The organism is Cyclobacterium roseum (genome assembly GCF_010119225.1).
Lineage (GTDB): Bacteria > Bacteroidota > Bacteroidia > Cytophagales > Cyclobacteriaceae > Cyclobacterium > Cyclobacterium roseum.
The window spans coordinates 225,955-232,112 of the sequence record NZ_WNKF01000009.1; the positions used below are offsets into that span (position 1 = coordinate 225,955).

General features: G+C 44.2%; 8 protein-coding genes. 4 read left to right on the forward strand and 4 right to left on the reverse strand.

The genetic code is table 11. The features are described from left to right. Window positions 1-98: 98 nt before the first annotated feature. Entirely contained in the window at window positions 99-542 is a 444-nt protein-coding gene (locus GJQ68_RS14385; protein WP_162417945.1) for a DinB family protein, read from the reverse strand. A gap of 185 nt (window positions 543-727) precedes the next feature. Between GJQ68_RS14385 and GJQ68_RS14390 the strand changes: the two genes are divergently transcribed. The 4 genes from GJQ68_RS14390 (at window position 728) to GJQ68_RS14405 (ending at window position 2,875) form a co-directional block, all read left to right on the forward strand. Continuing rightward, the gene (locus GJQ68_RS14390; RefSeq protein WP_162417946.1) at window positions 728-1,270 is read left to right on the forward strand and encodes a DUF6428 family protein; all 543 of its coding nucleotides are present in this window, start codon (window positions 728-730) and stop codon (window positions 1,268-1,270) included. A 237-nt stretch (window positions 1,271-1,507) separates the two neighbouring features. Continuing rightward, entirely contained in the window at window positions 1,508-1,807 is a 300-nt protein-coding gene (locus tag GJQ68_RS14395) for an SDR family oxidoreductase (protein ID WP_162417947.1), read from the forward strand. An 81-nt stretch (window positions 1,808-1,888) separates the two neighbouring features. Next, a complete protein-coding gene (locus GJQ68_RS14400; protein WP_162417948.1) occupies window positions 1,889-2,347 on the forward strand; it encodes a DUF305 domain-containing protein in 459 nt (152 codons plus the stop codon). A 6-nt stretch (window positions 2,348-2,353) separates the two neighbouring features. Beyond that, entirely contained in the window at window positions 2,354-2,875 is a 522-nt protein-coding gene (locus GJQ68_RS14405) for a DUF421 domain-containing protein (RefSeq protein ID WP_162417949.1), read from the forward strand. Window positions 2,876-2,968: 93 nt separating this feature from the next. Here the strand turns inward: GJQ68_RS14405 and GJQ68_RS14410 are convergent, their stop codons facing one another. The 3 genes from GJQ68_RS14410 to GJQ68_RS23350 all read right to left on the reverse strand — a co-directional run. Then, a complete protein-coding gene (locus tag GJQ68_RS14410) occupies window positions 2,969-3,682 on the reverse strand; it encodes a collagen-like triple helix repeat-containing protein (RefSeq protein ID WP_162417950.1) in 714 nt (237 codons plus the stop codon). A gap of 429 nt (window positions 3,683-4,111) precedes the next feature. Then, window positions 4,112-5,143 (reverse strand): arabinan endo-1,5-alpha-L-arabinosidase, encoded by a 1,032-nt coding sequence (locus GJQ68_RS14420; protein ID WP_202927944.1) that lies wholly within the window; start codon window positions 5,141-5,143, stop codon window positions 4,112-4,114. A gap of 767 nt (window positions 5,144-5,910) precedes the next feature. Then, the coding region (locus tag GJQ68_RS23350) for a hypothetical protein (protein ID WP_235941559.1) at window positions 5,911-6,158 on the reverse strand (248 nt) is incomplete at its 5' end.

The following is a 6,158-nucleotide window of genomic DNA, read 5'->3' on the forward strand; positions in this document are numbered from 1 at the left end:
AGATAATGGGGATTTGTAATCCCCGGAACGCACACGAAAGCAGGATTGCAAATCCTGAGCATCTGGGTTAGACATGGCAAATGTCGAGCAACTCTACGTTATTTTCCATACTTCACCACGATCCCCAACTGCCCAGCGTGGTAGGCCGTGTGTGTACTAATTCTGCCTAAGGCCTCTATTTTCGACTTTTTCCCAAATTCCTTGGTTTCAATAACGGTTTCCCAGTTTTCCTGGTTTCCGATGGCTTTTTCCAGTTGCTTTCCAGCCTCTTCTACAAAGGCCAACAACGATTCCAAATTTGTCCATACCCCATTGTCTTTCCCCTCCTTGAGCGTTTGAGCATCTACTTTAACACCCATATTACCAAAAACATTCTTAGCAAAGAGCAATTCTACCTCAGCAATGTGGCGGATCAAAAAGCCTGCGGAATTGGGACTGTCTCCCAATTTTTTCGGAAGGTCCTCGGTTTTGATTGTGTTTAGTTGATTTGTCAATCGGGTACGGCCTTCTTTCCAAAGTGTGATAATTGCTGTTCGATCCATCGTTCTTTTTTTTATCGTAAAAATACGCTGCTTAAAAAATGGATGGGGTGATAATAATCATGTTCCATATAGTTTTTTGCTTTCTCGTTTTTGGGATTCCCTTGTATTAATCGTAATATTGCAATATGTAAATATAGGTAGTTGCCAGTGCTAAATTTGAACCTTAAGACTAAAACTTTAAAATAATGAAAACAGCAGAATTTACCCAATTCCTTGAAGAAAATCCCTTTAAGGCCCTGTTCTTCGAATATCAAACCGGTCAGTACGTACGTACCGACTACCACATTACCGAAATTAAGAATGTCAATTTCGATACCGTAGACTGTGGTGGTTTGCGGAATCAATGGTCGGAGGTGCATATACAATTGTGGGAAAATAAAAACCCGGAGCCAGATCATGCTGTGGATACCACCAAAGCCCTGAAGATTTTTGAATTGGTCAATAGCGTAAGGGAAACTTACCCTCAAGCTGAGATCAAATTCGAATATGGGAATGCAGTTTTCCCAACTGCAGTGCTTCCGGTTCATCAGGTTAAGGATACCGGCAATGCACTGATCGTACAGCTTGTTCCCGATCAGACCACCTGTAAAGCCAAGGACAGAGCCAGCAGCCCGGAAGAAAAAGCAGCCGCCTGCTGCGGACCAGTGTCTGAAAAACCCAAAATTAACGTTTCAATGACTTCCCTTCAGCCTGCAGATAGCTGCGAACCTGGATCAAACTGCTGTTGATAATCCCTGATGCCCTTTATAGTAAGGGCATGAGTTCCTGCCATGAATGCCTGAATAATGCGTTTATTCACGCATTCGTGGCCATCACATTTTCCGATAGGAGGGATTTTCGAACCATGAATTTTTAAAAACTTCCTAAACAACCGAAATACTTCTTACTTTTTTCTCTCATTTTACCAAAATTTATAAGAGACTCTCCCTTTCTACCCAATTAATTAGCTTATCTTAACAAGGAGATTGATCCGCCACCTGCTGCCACCGCATGCCGACAACGAACAGGCATCGGAATATTTACGTTTGGAAATCGGTGCAAAAGATCCCCATATCGAATGGGTGGTGGTACGGCCGGACTCGCTGATAGACCAAAGCGAAGTCACGGCCTACCAGGCTTTTCCCTCCCCTACCCGAAGTGCCCTTTTCAACCCAGGGAAAACCAGCCGCATCCATGTGGGGAATTTTATGGCCCGGCTTTTGGTGGAAAATGAACTGTGGGAGCAATGGAAAGGGCAAATGCCCGTACTGTATAACCGGGCATGAAAAGGCTACTCCCTCTACCTTAAAGCAGGTCCCGAAAATCCTGTGACGACAACTGAACCCCTTGACTAAATAAAACTCACTATGAAAAATGCACCGTACACCACCTTTATTTTGATGCTTGCCTGTTCGGCCATTTCCATGTACATCACCATGTATTTCAATACCTATGAGCTAAGTCATGTCTTTTTCAGCTGGACCAGAATGTACATGACCCTGATCGGTATTGGCGGCATGGCCATCATCATGTTTTTGTTTATGCGGAAAATGTACGCCAACCAGAAAAAAAATATGGCCATTATCCTGGGCAGTATTTTGCTGATGGCAAGCGCCACCTTTTTGGTAAGGCAGCAGATCCCCATTACGGACGTGAAATGGATGCGGGCGATGATCCCTCACCATTCCATTGCCATCCTGACCAGCAAACAGGCAGACTTGCAGGATCCGGAGGTGAAAAAATTAGCCGATGAAATCATCAAAGCCCAGGAAAGAGAAATAGCCGAGATGAAAGCGATGATCAGGCGATTGGAAAATAATCAATAGGAAAAGATGGAAACTATTTGGTTTGATAACTGGGAAAGCCTGTTCCGTACCGTTTGTTTAACCACCCTGGGATACATTGCCATGGTGTTGTTATTAAGGATATCAGGTAAAAGGACCCTTTCTAAAATGAATGCCTTTGATTTTGTCGTTACCATTGCCCTAGGCTCCTGCCTGGCCAGTGTAGCTCTAAACAAAAACATTTCCTTGGCCGATGGGGTAACGGCAATTGGTCTGTTTATCGCCTTCCAGTTTTTATTAACCTGGCTGTCTGTCCGGATAAAAACCATTAAAAAATTAATTACCAGTAGCCCTTCCTTACTGTTTTACAAAGGTGAATTTCTGTATCCTGCCATGAAAAAGGAGCGAATCACGGTAGAGGAGATTTATAGTAAAGGCCGGCAGGAAGGCATGGCCAGCCTGGATGAAGTCGATATGATCATTTTAGAGACTACCGGTGATATCACCATTATCGAAAAGGTCATTGGGAGTAAGAAATCGACCTATAAAAACGTTAAGGTAGCCACCTGAAACAGCTTCTCTAATGAAGCCACTTTGTTGTAAATGGACATCTTTTGACCTGACAAGAGATACCTTTTACAAGGCTACCGGTTCAACGGATATTCATTTATCCAAAAGCCCTTCGGCGGCCAAAAAGGCTTCCAACGCCTCCAGGTTGCTGAAATCCACCCGGGAACTGGCCAGTCGAGCCATGGCAGTGCCGCTAATAATGACATAGCGAATGCTATTGTCCGGTACCGTCCAGTCCCGGATATTGGGCATGGAGCCTTCCGTGTTTCTGGTAAAATAAAAGGACAGACTAAAGGTATTCAGACTAAAGGCACTGGAATAATTGCCGGTATAAATCTGGTTCAGATGTCGGTAAGTATACGGTAGACTGGTCCATTGGCTGGGTTCGAAAGCCAGGCCTATCGGAACCCGGATATAGGCCAGCACCATACCATTAGCAACGATGTCTTCCGTAATATCGGGATCATTGATCTTGGCAATTTTTGCCGGAAAAAAGAACAGGGTATTGTTGGAATGCTTTGCCGACAGGTAATCATCGCTATAGCTCTGATCGGTGACGGTGATGGTTTTGACCATTACATTGGCATTTCCATCTTTTCCATCCTCCCCGGGCGCTCCCTCTGGCCCCTGTTCGCCTTGCGGACCCTGAGCACCAGTTGCTCCATCTTCACCGGGAATTCCTTGCTCCCCTTGCGGTCCTTGGTCGCCCGGAGGGCCTTCCGGCCCTTCAAATAAACTACAACCAAGCACTAAGCAACACAGCACAAAGATACTAAACGAGGGAATAGAGGAAAGGGACTTTTTCATTTTCGGCGCAGGTAACGGTTGAAAGTAATTTTTTGAATCGGATATAGGGATAAATTGGTACTAAATATATATTTTTTTCTAAAATAACCAAAATCCTATTTGGCTATTTTTCCTACCGAACGAATCCGGTAAGCCAGGTGACCGAAGGGATGGTCTCTGGTATTTTGGTACAACCAATCGAGACAATGGACCCTTCGATAAAAAAATCGGTTTAAATTAAGCATCTATCCCCATTGCAGGGATTATCCATTATTGGAGAAATAGCAGTTTTCGGGTATCTTGATAGCCGTTTTTCCCTACTTTTTGCCATCATGGTACTCACTGGCATGACCTTAAGCCCCATCGGAGAAGAATTGTTTTTCAGAGGGATGGTTCATTCCAGTTTTACTCGTTCAATGGGAGAAAGAAAATTCAACCGGAAGATACATTTTAGCGCTTTACCGTTGGCCAGCCATCCACCCAGCTTATCTTTTCAATGCCCAGGCGCTCATAGCTGTCTGTATAGGCATGAAAAATCAAATAATCGATTCCGTCAAATGTATAGGCAGCATTGTGTCCCCGGGCGTAGACGGTGCGGTCCGGTCCCGTATCACCGCCCAGCACGAAGGTTCCCCCATTTTTGGCCAGGTCGACCCCGTCCTTGTCCAGATAGGGACCGGTGATATTTTCAGCCCTTCCCACCCGGATATTATAGGTGCTATTGGGACCGGCGCAGCACCTGTCCCAGGACACGAAGAGGTAATAATACTTGTCTTTTTTAAAGATAAAGGGGGCTTCAATGGCGCTATTGCCTGGCTCTTCGTCCGTATATTTAAAGTCTCTCGGCCGGGCGGCGATGGTGTGCCACTCCTGTGGTTCGGCGGGTGTTTTAAAGTCATTGCTGAGCTTGACCATTTTCAGCCCGTTCCAATGGGAGCCAAAGCTCAGCCAGGGCGTCCCTTGTTCGTCCACGGTCAGGTGAGGGTCGATGGCATTCCAATGGTCGCGGCCCGTTACGGATTGCATCACCAGGCCCCGGTCCTCCCATTTGTAATCTTCTGATAAGGGGTTTAGCGTTTTATTCGTTGCCATACCGATCACGGAGGTATTTTTTCCAAAGATAGAGGTGGCGTAATACAGGTACCACTGTCCGTCATGGTAGCTCAGATCCGGTGCCCAAAAACCCAGACCTTTAAAGCTTGGCAGCCTTTCTGCCACCCATTCCGGTGCTTCACTGAATACGGAGGGTTCTTTTTTCCAGGTTTTCATATCCTTTGAGGACCATACCTGAATGCCCCCACCGGTAAAATAAATGTAATAGGTATCGCCCTCTTTGGCCATGGATGGATCCCGTACCCCGGGATCGGTCGTGATATCCCCTACTTCGAAACGGCCGTCTTTTGTGGGACTTGCCCCGGACTGCTGGGCCATTACCGGGAAGGTACAAGCCAGTAGTAATGCGATCAGGAAAAAAGGTCTCATATGATTCAAATTTTTTGGCTTAAGGTACAATTTAATTATCAATAGCCAATAGGGTAACAAAAAGAAACCTTTTTCACGAACTGCCCTGAAAACGGAACAGCAGAATAGCTATTTCCTATTTTCACAGAAGCTGTAATTCTTAAACCTGCTTCCAATCTGCTACTAAAGGAAGTACTTACAGGAGGTATATTGGGAGAGCTGGGAATAATAAGCAAACCATCGCATTTCATGAGAACCTGTTCGCTCCAGGAGGGCCTAAACTGATGTGCCGGGACTAAGTATATCTTTGAACCTTTTGGCCCAATACCGTCGACTAAACCAACGACCGGAAAACCAATAATAAAACGGGCAACACTGACGGTCGCTTTATGAAAAAGCCCCACAGAGGGATACCCTTTGCTGCAGGACATTACCCCAAGGAACTTTGAAATAACAAAGAGGGCACTAAGTAGTAAACTAAGCCCCCCGCCGCTTCCAAAATCAGCAACATTCCCTGATCAAGGAAATTTTTCGTAAATCCTATGTTTTTTTTTAGTTTTTTTTGGATATGAGAAAAATGTCACTAACTTGATTACCAATATAAACAACTGACATATAGTTATTTATTTCATTATTCCGCCGTAATGAAAGTGATATGTAGTTGAAGATCCTTGCAAAAAAAAATGATTGTGTAAAATACGGTCCAATCACTATCACGGATAGCATGTACTTGGATACCTACGGCAAAACGGGGATAACAATTGGTTCTAGCCTTGGCTGTTCTCGAGTTAAAAAAATCTGTTCAATTCTATTCTTTGTTCTTTAACCTTCATAAACAAGTCAAAAATGCTTAAGTCTTGCATAACGGTCACTCTTTTTATGATCTCCATTTTTGCGTTTCCCCAAGATGAATTAAATCTACAGGAAGAAATTTCCAGAATTGAATCGATTAAAGTGAATAAAGATGATTTGAATATTGAAACTAGTGTTAAGTTAACTATGATATGACGTAATAATTGCATACCTTTAAAAAAAA

Excerpts from the sequence above, each read along its gene's own strand:
- GJQ68_RS14385 (WP_162417945.1), bottom strand. The coding sequence starts at position 542 with ATGGATCGAACAGCAATTATCACACTTTGGAAAGAAGGCCGTACCCGA.
- GJQ68_RS14405 (WP_162417949.1), top strand. The coding sequence starts at position 2,354 with ATGGAAACTATTTGGTTTGATAACTGGGAAAGCCTGTTCCGTACCGTT.
- GJQ68_RS14400 (WP_162417948.1), top strand. The coding sequence starts at position 1,889 with ATGAAAAATGCACCGTACACCACCTTTATTTTGATGCTTGCCTGTTCG.
- GJQ68_RS14420 (WP_202927944.1), bottom strand. The coding sequence starts at position 5,143 with ATGAGACCTTTTTTCCTGATCGCATTACTACTGGCTTGTACCTTCCCG.
- GJQ68_RS14390 (WP_162417946.1), top strand. The coding sequence starts at position 728 with ATGAAAACAGCAGAATTTACCCAATTCCTTGAAGAAAATCCCTTTAAG.
- GJQ68_RS14410 (WP_162417950.1), bottom strand. The coding sequence starts at position 3,682 with ATGAAAAAGTCCCTTTCCTCTATTCCCTCGTTTAGTATCTTTGTGCTG.